Genomic DNA, 19766 nt, shown 5'->3' with positions numbered 1-19766 from the left:
TCGGCCTTGTCGTGGCGCGGTCTCTGCGACCCGGGCTCATCCCGTCAGACAGGTGTTTCGGCGGTCCTCAGTCGGTCTCCGTGGACCGCAGCACGAGCATGCCGCCGATCTCCAAGACATCGTCCAGCAGACGTCGCACACCTTCGATCTCGTCGGCGGTGCAGTCGATCAGCACCTTGATCTCCACATCGCGTTTGACGGGATCTGCCGTCACGAAGAACCCCACGACGCCAGTGCAGGCGGCGCTACCACAGAAGACATCCACACCGTCACTGTCCGCAGCCACGGTGCCTTCCAGGTAGCCGTAGTCGACGGGATACACGGCCTGCGGCACTCGTGGATGCCTGCTTCCGGCCGGACGGTCCACTACCAGGCGCGAGGTAGCCACCAGCTCGCCGAGGATGCCAAAGAGGTGTTTCTCAGACATGATCGCCGTCTTCCAAAGATCGCGAAAACCGGGTCAGGTTGATGCTGAGTCTCTCGGCTGGATACACGTGGCGATGCGGGCTGGCGACGCGTCGGCGTCGGCGGACCACCAGTCAGCCGATCCAGAGGATGAAGGCCCACCGCCTCCACACCACCAACGTTTCCTAGATCGACTGTCAACCATGACGGCGGCACCGCGGAACACCATGATCACCTGCGGGACGCGGGACGCGGGACGCGGGACGCGGCCGAGGCTCGGGGGGTCGTGTCACCGGGAGGCAGGGGTGCGCGGCGGAGCACCGGGAATCCCGGAGAAGGCCGGAGGTGGAAAATATTCATGCCTACCAGGCCTGTATGCACGGCGCTGAGGAACCGCGGCGGTTGAGTGACAGCCAGGACTCACCCATCCGCCACGCATCGCCGGACGGCGGTATCTGGCCTGCGTAGTTCCTCGACGCTCGGTCAGGCCTCGCGCACCGGCCCGCCCGCGGCGCCCCGCTCCAGCGGGGGAAGGCTCGCGGCTGCCCACAGGTCTCGCCAGCTGTCGGCGGCCAGCCCACCGGGCTCCTCGCCGCGGGCGAGGGCGGCGTGCTCGGCCCGGGCCAGCGTGTCCCGGAACAGCCGGGCCCGTGCGCGCAGCGCGGTCTCCGGGTCGACCCCCTGCTCCCCGGCCAGCACGACCGCGGCGAACAGCAGGTCCCCGACCCGCTCCTCGGCGGTGGTGCCCGCCTCGGCGCCAGGACCGTCACCCTGACCGGCGGACGCCCGATCTCCGGGGCCGGCAGTCCCGACCTCCCGGGCCAGCTCCGCGACGAGGCCGGGCAGGCCGGGCAGGCCGGCCCCGGCCGCCCCGGCGCCGCTGCCGGCCGGGTGGCGGGGAAGGGCCAGCTCCGGCGGGAGCCCGAGCTTCGCGGCCCGCCGTAGCAGCTTGGCGGCCAGGAAGAGCGCCGGCGCGGAGAGCGGCACGCCCTCCGTCACCGACTTCCGGCCCTTCTCCTGGGCCTTGATCGCATCCCAGTTGGTGACGACGTCGTCCGCGCCGGAGACGGCGACGTCACCGAACACGTGCGGGTGGCGGCGGATCAGTTTGGCGGTCAGCCCGGCCGCGACGTCGTCGACGTCCCAGCCCGCCCCGCCGGACTCGGCGGCGACCCGCGCGTGGAAGAGCACCTGCATCAGGACGTCGCCCAGCTCCTCGCGCAGCTCCGCGAGGTCCCCGTCCTCGATGGCCTGGTAGGCCTCGTAGGCCTCCTCGAGCAGGTAGGGGGCCAGCGAGACGTGGTTCTGCTCGGCGTCCCAGGGGCAGCCGCCGGGCGAGCGCAGCCGGTCCATGACCGCGACCGCGTCGAGCAGCGCCGACCCGGGCAGCTCGCGGGTGGCGACGAGCAGTTCGACGACGGCCCCCGGCTCCGCCGAGTGGTCCTGGTCGGTGAGGGCGGCGCGCAGCGCGCGGTCGGCGGCTGTCGGCGAGACCGGGTCGAGCAGCCACGCGACATGGGTGCCCGGCCCGGCCACCGCCCGCAGCTCGGCGACCGGATCAGCCTCCGCCCGGCTTGACGGCACCACACCGGCCTCGGCCGGCAGCCCCGCGCCGGGTTCGGACGGCGGAGCGGGGCGCAGCACCGAGACGTCGACGCCGGCCTCGCGCAGCGCCGCGGCCTGGGGATGCTCCGGGCTCGCCGTCCAGACCCGGGCCGAGCGGAGCACGTCCCAGGCGGCGGCGGTGAGCAGGCCGGGGGCCACCCGGGCGCTGGTCGAGACCAGGGTGATGCGGGTGGTCACGCCGGTCAGGAGCCCAGTGTCAGGTCGAGCGCGGACTCCGGCGCGGCCGTCGTGGCGATCGTCCCGGGGGCGGAGACCACGGCGAACTGCTTGTCGTCCCACGAGCCGAAGCGCGGGTTGATCGAGACGTGCTCCCGGTCGGCGGCCTCGGTCAGCAGCGGGCGGAGCTTGACGGCACGCTGGTCGGTGGCCAGGAAGCGCTGCAGGTACGGACGGGCCGCCTCGAAGGTCAGCGGAAGTTCGCCGACCTGCGCCACGATGCTGTCGTACTGCGTGCGGGCTTCGGCCACCGAGGCGAGGGTGGTGGGCGCGATCTTGTCACCGATGGCGGACTCCAGCGCCCCGGTGCGCACGATCACGCCGACGTCCTCCTTGGCGAAGCCGGCCGCGGCGGCCCGCGTCTCGAAGGCCTCGACGCTGCCGAACTGCAGGACGGCGTACGCCTGGTAGTAGGCGTCGACGTCCTGGCTGCTCAGCGTGACCCCGAGGCGGTCCGCCTCGGACTCGAGCACCTGGAGCTGCACCAGGGTGGTCAGCGTGCGGCGCTGCAGCTCGGGCCGGTCGAGGCTCTGCGCCGCCTGCTGGGCGGGGACGGTCGAGACGGCCTCGAAGCCGCGGTCGACGATCCCGCGCACCGTGGAGGTCTCGATCGTGCTCGACCCGACCTGCGCGGCAGCCCCGGCGTGCGTCGTGCATGCGGTACCTGCGATGCCGGTGAGCACGACGAGCCCGAGCCCGGCCAGAAGACGCGGAAACTTCACGGTGCTGACCGTATCCGCTCGCCGGGCTTGAACGGTATAGGGCTATCCGGTGCGGCCCTCACCGACTTGCGGCGGCGGCCACCGAGTCGCCGGCGACGGCCTCCAGCAACTGGCCGGCCCAGGCCAGCAGCGCACGGTCGCGCAGCGGTCGGGAGCCGATCCGGCCGGTCTCGGTGGGCGCCGGCACCAGCACCGTGCGCACGGCCGGCTTGACCACCGCGCCCTTGTAGAGCCTGGTCAGCCGCAGGGTCTGGCTCTCCCGCAGCTCCAGCGGGGCGAACCGGACCTGCCGGCCGGCCACCGTGATCTCGGTGACGCCGAACCGGCGGGCGAGCACCCGCAGGCCGGCGACGGCGAGCAGGTTCTCCACCGGCTCGGGCAGCGGGCCGAACCGGTCGGTCAGCTCGCCGCGGACCTCGGCGATGTCGGCGTCGGAGACCGCGCCGGCCAGCCGGCGGTAGGCGTCGAGCCGCAGCCGCTCGCTGGGCACGTAGTCGTGCGGCAGGTTCGCGTCGACGGGCAGCTCGACCTTGACCTCCGGCGGCTCCTCCGCCTCGCCCTTGTACTCGGCGACGGCCTCGCCCACCATCCGGACGTACAGGTCGAAACCGACCGATGCGATGTGGCCGGACTGTTCGCCGCCGAGCAGGTTCCCGGCACCGCGGATCTCCAGGTCCTTCATCGCGACGGCCATGCCGGCGCCCAGGTCGTTGTGCTGGGCGATGGTGGCCAGCCGGTCGTGCGCGGTCTCCGACAGCGGCCGGTCCGCCGGGTACAGGAAGTAGGCGTAGGCGCGCTCCCGGCCTCGCCCGACCCGCCCGCGCAGCTGGTGCAACTGGGAGAGCCCGAAGTTGTCGGCCCGCTCGACGATCAGCGTGTTCGCGTTGGAGATGTCCAGGCCCGACTCGACGATCGTCGTGCAGACCAGGACGTCGAACTTCTTCTCCCAGAAGGAGACCATGACCTGCTCGAGGGCGTCCTCGTTCATCTGGCCGTGCGCGGTGGCGATCCGCGCCTCGGGCACCAGCTCGCGCAGCGCGGCCGCAGCCCGGTCGATGCTCTCCACCCGGTTGTGGATGAAGAAGACCTGCCCCTCGCGCAACAGCTCGCGGCGGATGGCCGCGGTCACCTGGCGCGGGTCGTAGGGCGCCACGGACGTCAGCACCGGGTGGCGCTCCTCGGGCGGGGTGTCGATCGTCGACAGCTCCCGGATACCGGTGATCGACATCTCCAGGGTCCGCGGGATCGGCGTGGCGCTCATGGTGAGCACGTCCACCGCGGTCCGCATCTTCTTGAGGTGCTCCTTGTGCTCGACGCCGAAGCGCTGCTCCTCGTCGACGATCACCAGGCCCAGGTCGGAGAACTTCGTCTCGCCGGAGAGCAGACGGTGCGTGCCGATGACGACGTCCACCGTGCCGTTGGCGAGGCCGTCGAGCACGGCGCGCTGCTCGGACGGCGCGTTGAACCGGCTCACCGCCTTCACCGTGACCGGGAACGGCGCGTACCGCTCGGCGAAGGTCTGGAAGTGCTGCTGGACGAGCAGCGTGGTCGGGACGAGGACGGCGACCTGGCGGCCGTCCGTGACCGCCTTGAACGCCGCGCGGACGGCGATCTCGGTCTTTCCGTAGCCGACGTCGCCGCAGATCACCCTGTCCATCGGGACGGGCTTCTCCATGTCGGCCTTGACCTCGTCGATGGCCGCGAGCTGGTCGGGCGTCTCCCGGAAGGGGAAGGCGTCCTCCAGCTCACGCTGCCAGGGGCTGTCGGGACCGAAGGCGTGGCCGGGGGCGGCCATCCGAGCGCTGTACAGCCGGATCAGCTCGCCGGCGATCTCCTTGACGGCCTTGCGCGCCCGGCTCTTGCGCTTGCCCCAGTCAGCGCCGCCGATGCGGTCCAGGCTCGGGCCCTCGCCGCCGACGTAGCGGCTGATCTGCTCGAGCTGGTCGGTCGGCACGTAGAGGCGGTCGCCGCGGGCGTACTCGAGCAGCAGGTACTCGCGCTTGGCGCCGGCCACCGTGCGGGTGACCATCTCGACGTAGCGGCCGACACCGTGGGCGTCGTGCACGACGAGGTCGCCGGCGCTCAGCGCGAGCGGGTCGATGCCCTTGCGCCGCCGGCTCGGCATCCGGCGCATGTCCCGGGTGGTGACCCCCCGGGCGCCGGCGAGGTCGGTCTCGGTGAGCACGGCCAGCCGCAGCGTGGGGCTGACGAACCCGGCGCCGAGCTGGGCCTGGGTGACGACGGCGACCCCCGCGGCGAGCTCGGCGTCGGCCGCCAGCCGCGCGCCGAGATCGGCCTCCCGCATCATCTCGACGAGCCGCTCGGCCGGGCCGTGGCCCTCGGTGACGAGCAGCACCCGCCAGGAGTCGGCGAGCCAGCCCTTGATGTCCGCGGTGGCCCGCGCGGTGTCCCCGTGGTAGGCCGTGGCCGGCCGCAGGCTGGCGACGACCGTGTCGTCGCCGAAGGCGTCGTCGCCCCCGGCCGCGGCTCCGGCTCCGGGGTCGGAGGCGAACGGGCTGACGGACCACCAGGGGATACCCAGCTCGGCGGCCCGCTCCCGGACGTCGGCGACCGAGCGGTAGGTCGCCGCGCCCAGGTCGATCGGCGACCCGCCACCGAGCGCCGCGACGCTCCACGAGGCGTCCAGGAACTCCTGGCTGGTGCGGACCAGCTCGCCGGCCCGGGTGCGCACCCGCTCGGGATCGCAGACCAGCACACGTGAGCCCGCCGGAAGCTCGTCCAGCAGCAGGGTCATCTCGTCGGTGAGCACGGGCGCGAGCGCCTCCATGCCCTCCACCGGGATGCCCTCGGCGATCTTGTCAAGCATGTCGACGAGCTGCGGGTGCTCCCGCGCCAGCTCCGCCGCGCGGGCCCGGACCTCGTCGGTGAGCAGCAGCTCCCGGCACGGCGGCGCGAACAGCTCGGCCGCCGGCTCGCCGTCCTCCGCGGGCAGCGCTCGCTGGTCGGCGACGGAGAAGCGGCGGATGTCGTCCACCTCGTCGCCGAAGAACTCGATCCGCAGCGGGTGTTCCTCGGTCGGCGGGAAGACGTCGAGGATCCCGCCGCGGACGGCCATCTCGCCGCGCCGCTCGACCAGGTCGACGCGGTGGTAGGCGATGCCCACCAGGCGGGCGGTGACCTCCTCGAGGTCGGCGGTGTCCCCCTTCGCCAGCGCGACCGGGGCCAGCTCACCCAGCCGGGCCACCTGGGGCTGGAGCACCGAGCGGACCGGGGCCACCACGACGGCCAGCGGGCCCGCACCGGTGGCACCGCCGGTGCCCGGGTGCGCGAGCCGGCGCAGGACGGCCAGCCGGCGCCCCACCGTGTCCGCCCGCGGCGAGAGCCGCTCGTGGGGCAGCGTCTCCCAGCTCGGGTACACCGCGACGCGCTCGGGACCCAGCAGGCTGCCCACCGCGTCGGCCAGGTCCTCGGCCTCGCGGCCGGTCGCCGTCACCGCGAGGACGGTGTGACCGGCCCGGGCCATCGCCGCCGCCGCGAACGGGCGCAGCGCCGCGGGCCCGGCCAGGTCGAGGACGGGTTCGGCCGGCGAGCCCAGCGCGCGGGTCAGCGCTGGATCACCGCCGGGGCGGGCGACTAGGGCGTCGAGCAGCGGCGCGAGGGTCATGTGATCCGTCCCGTGCCTCTCCAGTGCTAGCGAATCCGGTGCCGACGGACTACGCGGCGGCCACGGCGATGCGGCCAGACGGCGGCCGACTCCGGTTGCAACAGCGATCCGACAGACGGTATTGCCGGCCGTGAGGATTGCCGGCTGTGGGAACCGGACGGAGGACAACCTCCGCCGGCGGGCCGACCACCCCCGCTGGGCACCGGAGAGGATGTACCCCGGACGCGGCGCACTACCGGATGTGGCACCGACCCGGACGGGCACCCCGCGGACCACACCGCCGCGGCGACGGAACCCCCGGATACGGAGCCACCCTGGGCGCGGAGGCGTCCCGGATGCAGCCGTCCCCGGCGAGGTTCCCGGGCGGCGGGGTCGATATGACCAGCCTACGGCAGGGCGTCCGATCGAGATGCGGGCGCCGTGTCACGGATCGACGTACAGTCGTCAGACGCCCGGTTTGCCACCGGCGACAGATGCTGACGTAAGGGTCGACTTGTCCACCACGCGACGCCGTGACGTCCACCAGATCGGTGATGTCGCCGAGCGAGTCGGGCTGTCCCTGCGCACGGTTCGGTACTACGAGGAAGCCGGGCTCCTGATGCCGGTCGGTCGGACGGTGGGCGGCTTCCGCCTCTACGACGACGACGCGGTCGACCGGCTCTTCCTGATCAAGAAAATGAAGCCGCTCGGCTTCACCCTGGAGGAGATGCGCTCCCTGCTCGTGCTGCGCGACGAGCTCGAGGAGGCGGACCTGCCCGCCGAACGGCGCGCCGAGCTCCAGGCCCGGCTGGCCACCTGGGTCGCCCTCGCCGAGGAGAAGCTGATCACACTGCGCGAGCAGGTGCAGGTGGCCGAGGCGTTCGTCGGTGGACTCCACGACGACGCCGGCCGCTCCGGCGCCATCTGACCGGCCGCACGCCGCGGCCCGGGGTCGCGGGTGGGTGTTACCAGAGCCGTTTGTAGGTGTCCGCCGAGCGTGGGTGGCGGTTGGGGTTGAGCAGGGACGAGTGGACGTTGCCCGGGACGTCGTCGCTGAAGTACGCCTCGTAGGCGAGGATGTCCGCGTTGCGCTCGAAGATGCTGTACATCCGCTCGATGTAGACCGGGTTGTCCCCGCCCGCCTGGCCGACGGCACCGGCCTTGGTGTTCTGCTGGCTGACCACACCCCACTCGGGCACCGAGAACAGCTTGTTGTGCCGGCGGGCGAAGCTGATCACCTGGCACAGGCCTTCGGTGGCGTCGCACTGGGCGTCGAAGGCGCTGAGGGTCGGGCTCGGCGGGTACTGGTCGTAGCTGTCGATGCCGATGACGTCGACGTACTGGTCACCCGGGTAGACGGCGAAGGCGCTGCGCGGCCCGTGGGCGTTGATGTTCCAGTCGATGCGGACCTTCGGGCTCGTCGCCTTGATCGACGACGAGGCGTTGCGGAAGCACTGCACGTAGGCCGTCGGGTTCGCTGAGGCCCGCCAGGCGAACCAGTCGCCGTTGAACTCCCAGCCAAGGCGGACGAACGAGTCCCCTCGACCCTCGTTCACCAGCCACCGGCCGAACTGGCGCCATTTCGCGTTGTAGTCACCAGCGGCACAGTCAGTGAGATTTCCCAGCTCCGAGCCCTCGACCGGAAAAAGGGGAACGCTGACGACCAGGGTGCCGGCGAAGTTTGAGAACGTCGACGCGCTGCGGCCGATCCAGGGGTTCACGATCGCGTCCCAGCTGTTCCGGTCCGTGTAGGTGACCACCACGTCCACCGGCCGGCCGCGGAACTGCGCCCACGCCGTCGCCTCCGCCACCGTGTGCGCGGCCACCCCGCTGGGGAAACTCCCCGCGGTCGCCGCCCGCGCCACGCGGGTCACCTGCCCCGATGGCGGGGCGACCGCACCGGATCCGGGGGCGGGCTCGGCCGAGACGGGTGCCGGCGGCGGCACGGCGGCAGGCGAGGGTGCGGCGGACGGAGTCGGCGTGACCGGGGCCGCGTCCACGCTCGCCGGGCTGTTCTGGGCCGGCCCGAGCATCCAGGCGACCAGGGCCAGCACCGCCGCCAGGGCGACCAGGCCCACCGGCAGGTACGGGTGCCGCCCGGGCTTCGCGCCCCAGTGCTCGATGATCCAGTCGGTGACCCGGTGTGGCAGCGATGCGTCGGCCGCCGGCTCGGTCCGCGGCGGCTGCGCGGAACCACGCCCGTCCCGGACGGGGTCGGCGATGGGCAGCACCCCGGTGACGTGCCCGCCGGCGGACCCGGGCCGCGAGCGCTCGGGCCGAGCACGGTCAGGCCGGGCGCGATCGGACCGGGTGCGGTCGGTGGCCGAACGCCGCTGCCGCGGCCGCTCCGGATGTTCCTGCGCCCGCCCGGTCTGCTCCTGCCCCCGCCGCGACCGCTCCGGCTGGTCGTCCGACCGCTGGGCACGCTCCGGGCCGGTCACCGGCCGCGAGGACCGCTCCCGCGCGGCGGTGCCCTCCCCGGGGGCCCGCTCGCGAGCGCCGTCTCCGCGACGGGCCCGCTCCGAGGCCCGCCGATCACGGCCCGGCTGATCGCCCCGCCGATCACGGCCTGGCCGGTCACGTCGGTCAAGGCCCGGCTGGTCGCCGCGCCGATCAGGGTCCGGCTGGTCGCGGGGGGCACGGCCCGGCTGATGGTTCCGCTGGTCACGGCCCGGCCGTTGGCTCCGCTGGTCGCGATCCCCGCGTTCGCGCGCGCCCTGCTCCGGCCGGGACGGCGGGAGGATCATCGTCTCGTCTGCGCGTTCCCCGCCCGGCCGGGTGGGCCTCGGTCCGCCGGGCCGCGGCTCACCTTCCCAGTCTCGCCGCTGGAAATGCTGGGTGGCGAGATCACCGGGCGGCCACGTCGAGGACGGTGACTCCGACGGTGGCGGCGGTGGCACCCGCGAGCTCGGTGCCGAGAACGACGGTGCCGAGAACGGCGGTGCCGAGAACGGCGGTGCCGCCGGCGGCGGGACCCGTGCGGGCGGTGCCGAGGATGGCCGTGGCTCGAAGGGCGGCGGGGTCCACGGGGCGGGACGGGAGGGCTCGCCGGCCCAGTCCGGCTCATCCCAGTGCCCCGCCGCGCCGGGACGCCCGTCCGCGCCGCGGTACGGATCGCGCCCGTGGCCGGACTCGCCGTACCCCGACGTGGGCTCACCGACGCCGCGACCCTCGGGCCGGCCGGGTCCGGACCGGTGCCGTTCAGGCTGACGCTGGCGCTGTTCGCCCTTGCCGGGGCCAGGACGGTCGGATCCGGGGGCGTCCCATCCGGGCACGTCCCATCTGGAGTCGCGATCGCGCCGGGACCCGCTGTGGCCCCGTCCGCGTTGGCCGGACTCGTGGTCATCGGGCCATTCCGCCCCGGACTCGCCGCGCGCCCCGGACTCGCCGCGCGTGGCGGATCCCGGGTAGGCCGGGCCCTCCGGGTAGGGGGCGATCGGCGCGGCCGGCGAACGGCGGCGCGCCGGCCGGCGCCGGGAGGAGAGCATCTCGGGGTCAAAAGGTGAGCCGGGAGCCCTGCCGGTGGCCGGCTGGGCGGGAGGGGCGGGAACCGCGGCCGCTCCAGCGGGCGGCGAGGCGGAGGTGGCGCCGGTGGCGGCCGTTGCTCCGGTGGCCGGGCCGGGCCCCGGAACCTCGTCACCGCGCCGATAGACCCCGATCGACCAGTCGGACGTCGGCCGGGTGCCCGCGGGGCCGTCGTCGACGACCCATTCACCGGTCGGCACGTCGGCCCGGCTCGCGCGGGTCAGATCGGGGCGGCCGTGGCCGTGCCACTCGTCAGGCGGCATGGGATCCACCCCCGAGTGCGTCGTCCCGCCGAACCAGGGCCTGAATCATGTTGAGTCGTTTACTAAAAGTAAAAAGTATGGCCGAGAGCATGGATCTTACCTCCCGGCCGACGTAGAGAAAGACAACGGTATAGGCGCGCCGAGGCCAGCGACCGCGCAGGCCGGGGGATGGACATGGAGACGACGGACCGCGTCCTTCATCCCAGGACATCCGACAAACCGTAACAAGGACGACGCACACCGGTGCCAAAGGGACCGCGGAAGAGCCCTCGCGCACCGGCACTCACGTCAACGTTGACAGAGCCGTCCGGCCGGGTGGACGGGGTCCGACCCGCCCATGCTGACCAGGTACTCCGGGACCGTGGACCGGCACGGAAGGGGCGGTACGGTACCGTTGCCGCGTCGCGCCCGGCGCTCAGGTCGGCGGTTGGCCGCCGTCACGCGCACACGCGATCAACGCGCAGGAGAACACGCGAATACGCGATCACACAACAGTGGACCAGGAAACTCCGCGGACCGACTGGAGGACACCGCACGTCCGCCCCCGACAGGTGACGGGCGTCGCGAGCTGCACATCCTCACGCTCCGGCGGCTGGCGACCGTGCCGGCCGGCAGGAGCCGCGCCGGCCGAGTCCGAGGGGAACCGGGCCCGCCGTCGGGAACGGACGGCCGCACCGGCCAGCGCCCGACGCGGGAGACGACCCCTCCCGCGGCCGGTACGCACCGGCGGAGCCGGTGAGCCGGTACGGCCAGTGGCACGGACCCCGTCACAGCCCCGCACCGGCTCTGCCTCCGGCACCTGGCCCATCCGGCACCGAGCCATCCGCCCCCGGGCCCGCCGGGGCACTGACACGGGAGACGCGACAGCTTTGACCACCGAGACAACCCGAGCTCTCTCGACGGATGCCGCAAGCGTCGACCCGCGCGACATTCCGGTCGTCATCCTCTGTGGCGGCATGGGAACCCGGCTGCGCGAGGCCAGCGAGAAGCTCCCCAAGCCCCTGGTCGACATCGGCGGTAAGCCGGTGCTGTGGCACATCATGAAGACCTACGAGCACTACGGTTTCCGCAAGTTCGTGCTGTGTCTCGGCTACAAGAGCGACCTGATCAAGAACTACTTCCTGGCCTACCGCCAGCAGGTCGCCGACTTCACGCTCAAGCTCGCCGACGACCACACACCGCAGTTCCACAACACCGCCGGCGACGAGGACTGGGAGGTCACCTTCGTCGAGACGGGACTGCTCACCGGGACGGGCGCCCGCCTGCGCCGGGTGGCGCAGTACCTCACCGGCCCCCGCTTCATGATCACTTATGGTGACGGCGTCGGCGCCATCAACGTGGCGGACGTTCTCGGCGACCACATCCGGTCCGGCCGGATCGGCACGGTCACCGGCGTGCGGCCGTCCAGCCGTTACGGCGAGCTGGTCACCGAGGGCAACGCCGTCACGCAGTTCGCCGAGAAGCCCCCGGCGACCGGCTGGGTCAGTGGCGGCTACTTCGTCTTCGAGCGCGAGTTCGTCGACAAGTACCTCGACGATGACCCGTCCACGATGCTCGAGCGCCACCCGCTGCAGCAGCTCGCCCGGGACAACCAGCTCACCCTGCACACGCATGAGGGGTTCTGGATGGGCATGGACACCTTCCGCGACTGGACCGAGCTCAACCAGCTGTGGGACGCGGGCACGGCGCCGTGGCGCGTCTGGGCCGACTGACGGAACCGGACGCCGCTCCCATGAGTACCACGCCCCTGAGTACTGCGCCCATGACCACCGCCGGCATCGACGCGGTCGGGCGCCGCCTGCACGACCTGGTCGCCGCCCTCATGCCCCCCATGCGCTCCATCACCGGCAGCGGGGTGCGGGCCACCCTGGACCTCGTGCGCGCGGCGCTGCCCGCGCAGATCCCGTTCACCGTGCACGAGGTGCCGTCGGGCACGCCCGTGCTGGACTGGACGGTCCCGCGGGAGTGGAACGTCGCCGGCGCCCGGCTGGTCGGGCCGGACGGGCGGGTCGTCGTCGATGTCGCCGACAACCCCCTGCACCTGCTCGGCTACAGCACGCCCGTGCGCGCGAGGATGCCGCTGCACGAGCTGCGCCAGCACCTGTACTCGATGCCGGACCGGCCCGACTGGGTCCCCTACCGGACGTCCTACTACAACGACGCGTGGGGCTTCTGCCTCACCGACCGCCAGCTCGCGGCGCTGCCCGACGGCGAGTACCAGGTCGAGATCGACACCTCGCTCACCGACGGGTCGCTGACCTACGGCGAGATCGTGCTGCCCGGGACCACCGACGAGGAGTTCCTCGTCACCACGCACACCTGCCACCCGGCGATGGCCAACGACAACTCCTCCGGCATCGCCGTGGCCGCCGAGCTGGCGTCCGCGCTGGCCGCGCGGGAACGCCGGTTCACCTACCGGCTGCTGTTCATCCCGGGGACGATCGGCTCGATCACCTGGCTGGCCCGCAACCCGGCGGCGGTCGGGCGGATCCGGCACGGCCTGGTGCTCACCGGCCTCGGTGACCGGGGCACGCCGACCTACAAGCGCAGCCGGCGCGGCGACGCGGTCGTCGACCGGGCGGCGGCGCGCGCGCTCGCCGAGACCGGACGTCCGCACCGGGTCGTCGGCTTCTCGCCCTACGGCTACGACGAGCGCCAGTTCTGCTCGCCCGGCTTCGACCTGCCGGTGGGCCGGTTCGGCCGCAGCCAGCACGGCGAGTACCCGGAATACCACACGTCGGCCGACAACCTCGACTTCGTGACGCCGGAGTCGCTGGCGGACTCGTTCGCCATCCTGAACCGGACGATGGAGATCTGCGAGGCCGACCGGGTCTGGCGCAACACCTCTCCCTACGGGGAGCCCCAGCTCGGCCGGCGCGGGCTGTACCGCTCGATCGGCGCGACGATGAACCGCGCGTCGATCGAGATGGGCCTGCTGTGGGTGCTCAACCTCGCGGACGGCACCCGCACCCTGCTCGACATCGCCGAGCGGGCCGAGCTGCCGTTCGACGCGGTCGCCAACGCCGCGGACGCGCTGGCCGGCGTCGGCCTGCTCACCGAGGACGGCCCGGCCGTCGACTCGCCCGACACCGCTCCCATCGCCGCTCCCGCCACGGTCGCGCCGCCCGGCACCGTCGCCGCCGCGCCGGAACCCGCGGTAGTGATCAGGTGAGTTCGGCGGAATCGGCTCAACCTGCTCAATCGGCTCCCGGCGGGCCGGCCTGGGCGATCGTGCTGGCGGCCGGTGGCGGCACCCGGTTCGGCGGACCCAAGCAGTTCTCCGACCTGGGCGGGCTCCCGCTCGTGGCGCATCCCGTCCGGGCGGCCGCGGCCGCCTGCGACGGGGTCGTCGTGGTGCTCCCCGCGCCCCTGCTCGACCGGTGGGCTCCGCCGGACGGCGTGCGCGCCATCCCCGGCGGCGCCACCCGCGCCGAGTCCGTCCGGGCCGGGCTGGCCGCCGTCCCGGCCGAGGCCGGGGTGATCGTGGTGACCGACGCCGCGCACCCGCTGGCCACCGCCGCGCTGTACCGGTCGGTCGTCGCGGCGGTGCGTGCGGGCGCGGACGGCGCCGTGCCCGGCCTGCCGCTCACCGAGGTCGTCAAGGGGGTCCTGGCCAGCGGCCCGGACCTCGTCACCGGGGCCTCGCTGGCGCGCGAGACGCACCGGCTGGTACAGACCCCGCACGCCTTCCGTGCCGCCGCCCTGCGCGCCGCGCACGCGGGCGCGGTCGAGGCCGTGGAGGACTCCGCCATGGTCGCCGACGCCGGCGGACGGGTGGTCGTGCTCCCGGGCGAGCCGGCCAACATCCACGTCACGACGCCGGAAGAGCTCGAGATCGCCCGGCTGCTTCTCATCCACGTCCAGAGCGAGGGGGAACCCGATGAGCACGGTGCTGCTCGACTCAGCGCTGTCCGATGACGAAAGGCGCGCCAAGCTGTACGCGGGCGAGCTGTTCGTCTACTCGCCGCGGCCCAGCACCACGGCATTCGTCGAGTTCACCCGCGAGCTGATCCGGGACGCCTTCGGTGACCTGGACCCCGAGACGGCGCAGCACCACATGCCCGTCGAGGAGTACGCCGCCCTGCTCGCCGACCTGAAGCCGCGTTTCATCCACCACCCGACCTGCAAGGAACTCCTGCCGGCGATGCTCGCCGAGCTGGGCTGCGACATCAGCAAGACCTACTTCGACGTCCCGCGGCTGCGGACGTCCACCAGCGACGACTACCTGACCTCGGGTATCGCCTACGCCTTCCACCCGCACCGTGACACCTGGTACTCGGCGCCGTTCTGCCAGCTCAACTGGTGGATGCCGATCTTCGACATCGTCCCGGAGAACGGGCTGGCCTTCCATCCCCGCTATTTCACGCAGGGAGTCAGGAACAGCTCGCGCACCTACAACTACTACGAGTGGAACAAGACGAACCGCGCGTCGGCCGCCAAGCACATCAAGACCGACACGCGCGTGCAGCCGAAGCCCGAGGAGGAGGTCGAGATCTTCCCGCAGACGCGGGTCGTCGCCCCTCCCGGCGGAATGCTGGTCTTCTCCGGCAACCAGCTCCACTCCTCGGTGCCGAACACCTCCGGCCGCACCCGGTTCAGCATCGACTTCCGCACCGTGCACTACGACGACGTGGTGAACCACGTGGGCTCGGTGAACGTCGACTCCGAGTGCACCGGCACGACGATGCGCGACTACCTGCGCGGCACCGACCTCAGCCGCATCCCCGAGGACATCTGCCTCAGCTACGACACCGCTCCCCCGCTGCCGGACGCGATCCTCGTCTACGAACCCCAGACCACCGCGTGACAGCCGCCGACAAGGACACAGTCCCGCCGGCGGGCCGGGTGGCCGGCGCGGCCGGGAACACTCGCCTGCTGGCCGGCCGGGTCGCGGTGGTCACGGGCGCGTCGAGCGGCATCGGTCGCGCCGTCGCCGCCCGCCTGGCCGCGGACGGCGCGACCGTGCTAGCCCTCGGCCGCGACCAGGCCCGCCTGGACGCCCTGGCCAAGGAGGCCGGCGTGGCCACGACAGACGGCGCGGCCTCCGGCGCCGGGACGCTCGTGCCGGTGCGCCTGGACCTGACCGACACCGCAGCGGTGGACCGGTTCGCCGCGGACACCGCCAGCCGGTACGGCCGGGTGCACCTCCTCGTCCACAGCGCGGGGGGCTACCTCACCTCCCGGGTCGAGGACGCCTCCGTCGACGACTTCGACACCCAGTACGCCGCGAACGTCCGCGGCCCGTTCGCCCTCACCCAGCGCCTGCTCCCCGCCCTGCGCGCGGCGGCATCGGAAAGCGCGCCCGAGACGTCGGGCGCGGCGGAGGAGCCGGGCGCCGACGTGATCGTCATGAACTCGTCGCAGGGGGTCCGGGCGGGTGCCGGCACCAGCCAGTTCGCGGCCACCCAGCACGCGATGCGGGCGGTCGCGGACAGCCTGCGCCAGGAGGTCAACGCCGACGGCATCCGGGTGGTGACCCTCCACCTCGGCCGGACGGCGACGCCCCGCCAGGAGACCATTTTCCTGCGCGAGGGCCGGCCCTACCGGCCCGAGCTGCTGATCCAGGCCGACGATGTGGCGGACCTGGTCACCTACCTGACCCGCCTCCCGCGCACCGCCGAGATCACCGAACTACACCTGCGCCCCGCCAAGAAGAGCTACTGACCCGATCCCCGGAGGCCGGACCGGCTCCGCCCCGGCTGAGCCGCGGGGCGGAGCGGGTGGTCAGGAGGAGCCGGGGTCCCCGGTCAGCGGAGCGGCTCCGGCCGGGGTCGAGGTCCCGGCGCCGGCCTGCGCGGCGCTCACCCGCGGCCCGAACAGCTCGAGGTACCGCTTGGCACTCTCCGGGTTCGCGGTCGGGTTGTGCAGCGACGAGCCGACGTTCTCGGTCTCGGCCGGTGAGGCGCTGTAGTAGCCCTCGTAGGCCAGGATGTCGCGGTTGGCGACGAACAGCTCGTACATCTTCTCCACGTAGAACGGGTTGTCGCCGCCGCCGCCCGTGGAGCGGACCAGGCCCCACTCGGGGACGGCGAACTGCTTGCCGCGCTCGCGTGCGGCCGCCGCCACCGAGCACGCGCCGGAGGCCCGGTTGCACTGGTTGTTGAAGATCTTCTGCGTGGCCGACGCCGGGTAGGAGTCGTAGGCGTCGATGCTGATGATGTCGACGACGTCGTCGCCGGGGTAGGCGTCCCAGACGTTGTCGCCGTTGGGCATGGTGTCCCGGTGCGCGGTCATGTTCCAGTCGATCTTGACCTGGGGGTCGGTGGACCGCATCGCGGCGACCGCCCGCCGGAAGCAGGTCTTCCAGGCCACGGTGTCGCGAGGATGCCACCAGAACCAGTCGCCGTTGAACTCCCAGCCGAGGCGGACGATCGCGTCCGGCCGCTCGTTACGGATCATCGTGGTGCCGAAGTCGCGCCAGTGGCTGTCATAGTCCCCGCGGGCGCACGCCGCCTCACTGCCGCTCTGCGGGAACAGCGGCTGGGCGACGGAGAGCTTGCCCGGGTAGGTCCCGGGGCGGAAGTCGGACATCGGCCAGTCGGCCTGGGTGATGGTCTGCCAGTTCGTTCGGGCGGTGAAGACCATTGCGATGTCGGTGGGCCGGCCGATCCACTTCTCCCAGCCGGCGAGGTCGTTCGGCGGGTTGGCGTTCGCGCCGGAGACCCAGCTCACGCCGCCGGTGGTCGGATGCGTGGTCGGGGGCTCGTCCTCCCCACCGGTCAGCACGACGATCCCGACCGCCAGCAGGACCACGGCCATCGCCGCGCCGATGCCCCCGAGCAGCAGGCCGCGGCGCCGACGCCCCGGCTGGCCGCCGGCGGGACCCGCCGCCCACTTGGAGCGAGGGCCGCGACGGCCGCCTGCCCGCGGCGACCCGGATGCCTGGACGTCGCCGGCGTGCTGGGCGTCACCGGCGTGGTCGTCGGACGAGTCCCGCGGTGGCCCCTCGCCGGACGAAGAACCTGGGTCGCCGGCATCCCCACGGCGATGTTCCACGCCCCCACCTCCGTCGACGACGCGCCGCCCGCGCCCTGGTGACTGTCTGATGACGTGCGGTCGACGGAGCACCGCAGTGACCGCGATCCCGGTCGTGCTCCGCCCTGGCCACGCCCGCGCCGACGTGGCCACACCGACCTGGCCGTATCCGGCCCGCCGCTAGGCCTGCTCGCTCGCCTCCCGACGAACGGGCGGCACCTGTACCCCGAGGCGATCGGCTCGACCAACGGGCCGGTCACGTCATCGGAGACGTCCGTTTCCTGCCCCCCTGACCGCCCAACGGGGTGCGAGCTCGACCGGTTCCCCGGCGAGGTACGCATCATGGTCAGTTCCTTGTGCCTCTTGCTACTCGCACATTATTCACAGGACCGCTAGATCAATACGACACGCTCCCCCGCAACCACCTGTCGTAACCATGACGCCACGTGAGGTTTACTAACGATACCCGGTGGAGTAGGGCCCGAGCGGCCCACCCGAGAGGGCAATCCGCCCACGGATACACTGTCGCCCCGAGCCGACACCAGACCCTCGGGTGGAAGAACCCCGCCGACCACTGACCCTCCGTCCGCACCCCCGCATGAACCCGGGTCGGACCAACCGGTGGTGTACCGACCAACGGGGTGGGGCCGACCGGCCCCGAGGCGGCCCGGCAGTGCGAGAGCGACCGGCCGTACCCGGTGGACGACGGTGTTGACGCGGTCGTCCCGACCGGGGACGACGGCGCGGGCGAGACATCCGACGCGGCAGAAACGGGGGCGGGAACTGGTGGTCACCACCACCCTCACCACGAGGATTCCACGCTCGTGGGTGATCCCCACCTCGGAGGCCGCCGACCGGCGCCCGGAGAACGCGCGGATCCTCAACACCCTGACGGTCCTGCTGTTCTGCAACATCTTCCTGCAAAGGCTCGCCATCCCCGTGGCGGGCGCCCAGCTCCAGCTCATCCTGCCGATCACCATCGTCGGCGTGATCGTGATGATGAGCCGCGGCGACATCCAGGTGAACGTCGGCCGCCTGCGCGCCTACCTGCTCGCCATGACCGCCTGTTGCGCGGCCGGCCTGGTGTCCTTTCTACGCGAGCTCGACGACACGGCCCTCACCTCACTCATCCTGCTTTTCGGCACCTACATCCCGCTGTGCTTCGGGCTCGCCCCCGCCGACTCGCGCGCGCTGTTCCCCAAGCTGCTCGACCGGTTCGTGAACCTCACGACGATCCTCGCCGGGGTCGCGCTGTTCCAGTTCGCCATCCAGCTCGTGGGCTGGCAGTACACCGACGTCCTGAGCGTCATCCCGGCCGACTTCCGGATGCACGGGTTCAACACCAGCTACCCCGTCCAGTACGGATCGAGTCTCTACAAGTCGAACGCCTTCATCTGCCTCGAGCCGTCCTTCTGCTCGCAGTTCCTCGGGTTCGGCATCGTCGTCTGTGTCCTGCGCAGCGGCAGCTGGTGGCGCTACGTGATGTACGTGCTCGCCCTGCTATCCACGGTCTCGGGTACCGGGGTCCTGCTGCTGGCCGCCGCCCTGGTGCTGCTGTCGGTACACAAGGGCGCCCGGTTCGCCACGACGGCGCTGGTCGGCGTGAGCATCGTCGTCCTCATCCTGAGCTTCACCCCGGCGGCCGATATCTTCGCCCAACGGGCGACCGAGACATCGTCGAACAACTCCAGCGGAAGCCTGCGGTTCGTCCAGCCCTATACCCGCACCTGGGAGGCGCTGGACAAGGATCCACTGACAGTCCTGTTCGGCTCCGGCCCCGGATTCGCCGACCGGGACGCCGCGGCCTTCTACCTGAAGACCAGCCTGCCGCTGAACTACGCCCTCCTCCCGAAGCTGGTACTGGAGTACGGCGTGATCGGGACGGTGGCGTTCCTGGCGTTCGTCATGGCCATGTTCGTACGCGGTTCGCCGTCGTTCGTATTGTCCGGGTCGGTCATCGTCTTCTACAGCATTCTGTCCGGTGGTCTACTGAGCCCGGTGGTCACCGCGCTCGGCATGCTGCTGGTCTCGTGGTTCACCGCCACGCCGGAGGACGAACGCTGGAGTCGAAGCCGGGAGAGCCCCCCGGCCGATCCCAGCTCACCACCACCGCCCGGTCGTCTGACACCGGCCCAGCGCTCCGCCTGAAGCCCTGCAGGGGCATCTCCTAGCACTGCGACAGCATCCGGGTGTGTCCTCGTCGTTGGCGGAGCGCCAAGATCGGCTGCGGTTCGGGGTGGTCGCGGTCTGAGCACGTTCCGGTTCCGCGGAACACCAGGATCGACTGCGGCTCGTGGCGGCCGCGCCATCCGAGCCGGCAACGGGCAGAGGGGTGCTGGGGACCACGAAGAAGGCCGGAAGCGATAGATATTCACCCGTTTCCGCGCATGGCCCGCGCGGCCCCAGCCCTGGGCCTACGCTGCCCAGCCC

Annotated in this window: 15 protein-coding genes; 8 read left to right on the top strand and 7 right to left on the bottom strand. The window is 72.3% G+C overall.

The features are described 5' to 3' along the window. Positions 1-67 precede the first annotated feature (67 nt). The 4 genes from FMEAI12_RS27510 to mfd all read right to left on the bottom strand — a co-directional run bounded on the left by FMEAI12_RS27510 (position 68) and on the right by mfd (position 6594). The gene (locus FMEAI12_RS27510; RefSeq protein WP_071059219.1) at positions 68-427 is read right to left on the bottom strand and encodes an inorganic pyrophosphatase; all 360 of its coding nucleotides are present in this window, start codon (positions 425-427) and stop codon (positions 68-70) included. A gap of 461 nt (positions 428-888) precedes the next feature. Next, positions 889-2208, bottom strand: a complete 1320-nt coding sequence (locus tag FMEAI12_RS27505; RefSeq protein ID WP_112108372.1) for a nucleoside triphosphate pyrophosphohydrolase — start codon at positions 2206-2208, stop codon at positions 889-891. A 5-nt stretch (positions 2209-2213) separates the two neighbouring features. Then, positions 2214-2969 (bottom strand): SurA N-terminal domain-containing protein, encoded by a 756-nt coding sequence (locus FMEAI12_RS27500; RefSeq protein ID WP_112108371.1) that lies wholly within the window; start codon positions 2967-2969, stop codon positions 2214-2216. A 58-nt stretch (positions 2970-3027) separates the two neighbouring features. Further along, complete coding sequence (mfd, locus tag FMEAI12_RS27495) at positions 3028-6594, bottom strand: transcription-repair coupling factor (protein WP_112108370.1); 3567 nt, start codon at positions 6592-6594, stop codon at positions 3028-3030. Positions 6595-7087: 493 nt separating this feature from the next. On the opposite strand from mfd, the gene FMEAI12_RS27490 reads away from it, so the two are divergent. Next, the gene (locus FMEAI12_RS27490; protein ID WP_112108369.1) at positions 7088-7501 is read left to right on the top strand and encodes a MerR family transcriptional regulator; all 414 of its coding nucleotides are present in this window, start codon (positions 7088-7090) and stop codon (positions 7499-7501) included. Between the two features lie 37 nt (positions 7502-7538). Here FMEAI12_RS27490 and FMEAI12_RS38730 read toward each other — a convergent pair whose 3' ends face one another. Continuing rightward, positions 7539-8804, bottom strand: coding sequence for a glycosyl hydrolase (locus FMEAI12_RS38730; protein WP_235014635.1), 1266 nt, complete (start codon positions 8802-8804; stop codon positions 7539-7541). 120 nt (positions 8805-8924) lie between these two features. Between FMEAI12_RS38730 and FMEAI12_RS38725 the strand changes: the two genes are divergently transcribed. Further along, positions 8925-9449, top strand: a complete 525-nt coding sequence (locus FMEAI12_RS38725) for a hypothetical protein (RefSeq protein WP_235014632.1) — start codon at positions 8925-8927, stop codon at positions 9447-9449. On the opposite strand, the gene FMEAI12_RS38720 is transcribed toward FMEAI12_RS38725, so the two are convergent. Then, a complete protein-coding gene (locus FMEAI12_RS38720) occupies positions 9421-9600 on the bottom strand; it encodes a hypothetical protein (protein WP_235014630.1) in 180 nt (59 codons plus the stop codon). The two genes, FMEAI12_RS38725 and FMEAI12_RS38720, sit on opposite strands and share 29 nt — an antisense overlap. Positions 9601-11230: 1630 nt before the next feature. On the opposite strand from FMEAI12_RS38720, the gene FMEAI12_RS27480 reads away from it, so the two are divergent. Genes FMEAI12_RS27480 through FMEAI12_RS27460 form a run of 5 tightly spaced genes read left to right on the top strand, consistent with a single transcriptional unit; the run spans position 11231 to position 16025 of the window. After that, positions 11231-12073: a sugar phosphate nucleotidyltransferase gene (locus FMEAI12_RS27480; protein WP_020458450.1), complete on the top strand. Its 843-nt coding sequence runs from the start codon at positions 11231-11233 to the stop codon at positions 12071-12073. A 50-nt stretch (positions 12074-12123) separates the two neighbouring features. Next, a complete protein-coding gene (locus FMEAI12_RS27475) occupies positions 12124-13533 on the top strand; it encodes a DUF4910 domain-containing protein (RefSeq protein ID WP_165938570.1) in 1410 nt (469 codons plus the stop codon). Continuing rightward, a complete protein-coding gene (locus FMEAI12_RS27470) occupies positions 13530-14279 on the top strand; it encodes a 2-C-methyl-D-erythritol 4-phosphate cytidylyltransferase (RefSeq protein ID WP_112108367.1) in 750 nt (249 codons plus the stop codon). The genes FMEAI12_RS27475 and FMEAI12_RS27470 overlap by 4 nt, the downstream gene beginning before the upstream one ends. Then, positions 14242-15168: a hypothetical protein gene (locus tag FMEAI12_RS27465; protein ID WP_112108366.1), complete on the top strand. Its 927-nt coding sequence runs from the start codon at positions 14242-14244 to the stop codon at positions 15166-15168. The genes FMEAI12_RS27470 and FMEAI12_RS27465 overlap by 38 nt, the downstream gene beginning before the upstream one ends. A 38-nt stretch (positions 15169-15206) precedes the next feature. Next, the gene (locus FMEAI12_RS27460; RefSeq protein WP_112108374.1) at positions 15207-16025 is read left to right on the top strand and encodes an SDR family oxidoreductase; all 819 of its coding nucleotides are present in this window, start codon (positions 15207-15209) and stop codon (positions 16023-16025) included. Positions 16026-16085: 60 nt separating this feature from the next. Here the strand turns inward: FMEAI12_RS27460 and FMEAI12_RS27455 are convergent, their stop codons facing one another. Next, positions 16086-17357, bottom strand: a complete 1272-nt coding sequence (locus FMEAI12_RS27455) for a glycoside hydrolase family 26 protein (RefSeq protein ID WP_112108365.1) — start codon at positions 17355-17357, stop codon at positions 16086-16088. Positions 17358-18122: 765 nt separating this feature from the next. Here FMEAI12_RS27455 and FMEAI12_RS27450 point away from each other — a divergent pair. After that, on the top strand, positions 18123-19484 hold the full coding sequence (locus tag FMEAI12_RS27450; protein WP_112108364.1) for a hypothetical protein: 1362 nt from the start codon (positions 18123-18125) through the stop codon (positions 19482-19484). Positions 19485-19766: the final 282 nt, after the last annotated feature.

Origin of the sequence: Parafrankia sp. Ea1.12, from assembly GCF_900465275.1 — a bacterium.
Taxonomy (GTDB): Bacteria; Actinomycetota; Actinomycetes; order Frankiales; family Frankiaceae; genus Parafrankia; species Parafrankia soli.
This window is presented reverse-complemented; position numbering and strand designations above follow the sequence as displayed.